Source organism: Sulfolobus sp. B1 (assembly GCF_007050195.1).
GTDB lineage: Archaea > Thermoproteota > Thermoprotei_A > Sulfolobales > Sulfolobaceae > Saccharolobus.
This window is the reverse complement of record NZ_QIMI01000164.1, coordinates 1-3,044: the sequence shown is the minus strand read 5'-3', so window position 1 is coordinate 3,044 and position 3,044 is coordinate 1. Positions and strand designations below refer to the sequence as shown.

Below are 3,044 nucleotides of genomic sequence, written 5' to 3'. Positions count from 1 at the left end.
AGCCTCAGAAGTATTAAAAAAGGGAAGTTTTCTAGTATTCGCAACTGACTCTAAGTTTGACTTCACCGATAAGTTAAAGGAAAACAGTTTTATGCTTAAGGAGATACATTTCTTATATTCTCATAAGAGTCTAACTAGAGCAATTTATGTGGTGCAGAAAAGGTGATCCAAGTATATTTTTTAGGCACTAGTGGAGGATCTCCATCTAAAAGAAGAAGACTACCCGCTTTTTTAGTCAAGAGAGAGAGAAATACTATACTACTGGATTGTGGAGAGGGTACTCAATATACCTTAATGCAATACAAACTTGGAATAAATTCAATAAAAATAGTTGGAATATCACATATGCATGGAGACCACGTATTCGGATTATTGGGATTAATAGCGACTATGGGATTATTAGATAGAAGAGATCCATTATACCTTATAGGACCTAAAGAACTCAAGGAGTTCTTATATAATTCCTTTGAATACTCAAAATTTTATCCACCTTTCAAATTAGAATTTATAGATAGTTATGAAGACTCAGATATAAAAATATCAACATTCAAGACCTGCCACACGATTAAGTCCCAGGGATTCTTTATAAGCGAGAAAGATAGGGTAAAGATAGATAATGAAAAATTAGTTAAAGAAGGGATAAAAGACTGGAGAGTAATTAGACAATTAAAGGAAGGTAATATAGTAAATTACAACGGTAAGATATTGAAACCAGATGATTACTTAACCATAAAGAGGGGTATAAAAGTAGCATATACGGGAGATACAACACCTTGCCAATCAGTAATTGATTCCGTAAAAGGTGTTGATTTATTAATACATGACTCGACCTTTCTTTACGAACCGTCAGCTTATACGTATGGTCATTCAAACGCAATCGATGCAGCTAAAGTAGCATTAGAAGCTAACGTAAAACTATTAGCATTGACTCATATTAGTGCCAGATATGAAGATACTACAATGTTCCTAAAAGAAACTAAGAGAATATTCAATAATACAATTTTACCTGATGATCTATCATACATTTCTATAAAATAAATGTTAGTCTGGAGGAATAGGATTATCCCATAATGGAACTCCATGTGCAGTTTTAGGAGCCAGCCAGTCGATCACTGCTTTTGGGTCAGAGTGTTCTATGTAAAATTTTATGGCTCCTAAGGGAGATTCATTATCACTATCGACAAAGCTTAAAACTCCAACTGATGCAGCCTGCTTATGAATCATAAAACTTATTGAATTACCCATAATTCCCTTCATTAAATATCTTCTAGCTGAGTCTAAGATTCTCTCATTTCTTAACGCTCTGTGAAACTTCGTTAAGCTCTTTAGTGTATTAGACTCTAAGACTAGAATCTTTCTTATTCCCTCTTCTCTTACGTTCATCTTATCGTAATTGAAGAAATTAATAATTGCACTTAAGACCTTACTTAAATCTTCTGATGGTCTAACTTCACATTCTACAACAACTCTAGTCATTCTTTAACACTTTATCTATTACTTCATTAGCCCTTCTTTTAAACTCGTCATAAGATGAGTCATTAATTATCATATAATCTGCCATTGCTATAACACTGCCTATGCCTAAGCCTAGCTCTTCTCTATCCCTTCTTAAAAGATCTGAAAGATTTCTTGAATCGTCCATTCTTGACCTATCCATCATCCTCTTATATCTAATATTAGGTGGTGAATGAATAGCTACAATATATGTCTTACTGCCTAAGAGCCTCTTAAACTCCTCAACTTCATCAAGACTTCTGACACCATCAAAGCCTACCAACTCATACTTGCTACTATCGAGTTCCTCAACGCTAAGCCTTGCTACCACACCCTCTCCATAAATTTGCCTTAATCTCTTAGCAAAATCCATTAAACTTTCTCCTATCTTAGCCTCTTTTTCATATCTCTTCTTCACCACATCACTCATGATTATGACTTTAGCCCCTCTCTCCCTTAAGATCTTCGAGAATTCACTTTTCCCAGAACCAGGCATACCAGTTACTAAAATGACTTTAATTTTTGACCACCAGATAACTTAAAGTAGAGGTTTAAAAATTATGAGGCTCTTCATAGGTATTGAAATACCAGACATGCCTAAAATAGTTGAATTTTTAGAATTGCTAAAAAATACTGGAGCCAGTATCAAATTGGTAGAGCCTTATAATATTCATATAACATTACTATTCCTCGGAGAAGTTGACAATAATAGACTAGAAGACGTGAAGGATTCAATGAAAGGATTAAAGTTCGGTAAATTTAATGTAACGTTAAAGGGACTAGGAGCCTTCCCTAGCATAACCAAACCAAGAGTAGTCTGGTTAGGTATAACAGAAGGTAAAGAACAATTAAGACAAATAAGAGAAACAATATACAACGAGTTGCTGAAGAGAAAAATAAGACCAGAAGACGAAAAAGATTTCGTACCTCACTTAACGTTAGGTAGAATTAAAGATTTCAGATCAATAACAAATTTGATAGATCTTATCAAAGACAATGCTACTACAGAAGTTGGAAAGTTTGAAGTGAATAGTGTTATATTATTCAAAAGTACGTTAACTCCAAAAGGGCCTATTTATGATAAACTATTTGAAGTGAAATCAATTGATAGAGGAGGAAGTATTAACACAAATCAAACCATCTAAAGAAGATGAGGAAAAGATCAAAGAAAGCTTGAGAATAATAGAAGAAAGATTAAAAGGGTTAGATTTCGAGATAGAAGGGTCATTTAGAAAAGGAACTTGGCTAAAACAAGATACAGACATAGATTTATTCGTATTTTACCCTAAAGAGTTAGGAAAACATTACTTAGAGAATCAAGCATTAAAAGATATAATAAATAGAATAAAAGATTTAAACTACGTATTGGCATACGCTGAACATCCTTATGTAATAGTTAATGTAAATGGAATAGAAGTAGATATAGTCCCAGCATTAAGAGTGGAGAGAGGAGATCAAGCTATTACTGCAGTGGATAGAACACCATTTCATACACAATACGTTATATCACACCTAGACAATAATGGTAAAGATGAAGTGAGACTACTCAA

General features: G+C 33.6%; 5 protein-coding genes and 1 pseudogene. 4 read left to right on the top strand and 2 right to left on the bottom strand.

Going from position 1 to position 3,044, the window contains the following annotated elements; translation table 11 throughout:
• Together DMP16_RS11570 and rnz are read left to right on the top strand one after the other, a co-directional pair.
• Positions 1–166 (top strand): annotated as a pseudogene (locus DMP16_RS11570) (RNA methyltransferase); the annotation flags it as partial.
• Complete coding sequence (gene rnz, locus DMP16_RS08855) at positions 163–1,038, top strand: ribonuclease Z (protein WP_069281600.1); 876 nt, start codon at positions 163–165, stop codon at positions 1,036–1,038. The pseudogene DMP16_RS11570 and the gene rnz, both read left to right, overlap by 4 nt.
• A gap of 3 nt (positions 1,039–1,041) precedes the next feature.
• On the opposite strand, the gene DMP16_RS08850 is transcribed toward rnz, so the two are convergent.
• Positions 1,042–1,476, bottom strand: coding sequence for an RNA-binding domain-containing protein (locus DMP16_RS08850; RefSeq protein ID WP_069281602.1), 435 nt, complete (start codon positions 1,474–1,476; stop codon positions 1,042–1,044).
• Positions 1,469–1,990 carry an AAA family ATPase gene (locus DMP16_RS08845; RefSeq protein WP_069281606.1) on the bottom strand — a complete coding sequence of 174 codons (522 nt, stop codon included), beginning with the start codon at positions 1,988–1,990 and terminating at the stop codon, positions 1,469–1,471. The genes DMP16_RS08850 and DMP16_RS08845 overlap by 8 nt, the downstream gene beginning before the upstream one ends.
• 64 nt (positions 1,991–2,054) lie before the next feature.
• Here DMP16_RS08845 and thpR point away from each other — a divergent pair, with 64 nt between their 5' ends.
• Positions 2,055–2,639, top strand: a complete 585-nt coding sequence (gene thpR, locus DMP16_RS08840) for an RNA 2',3'-cyclic phosphodiesterase (RefSeq protein ID WP_069281608.1) — start codon at positions 2,055–2,057, stop codon at positions 2,637–2,639.
• A partial coding sequence (locus DMP16_RS08835) for a nucleotidyltransferase domain-containing protein (RefSeq protein ID WP_185957850.1) occupies positions 2,599–3,044 on the top strand: 446 nt, incomplete at its 3' end. The genes thpR and DMP16_RS08835, both read left to right, overlap by 41 nt.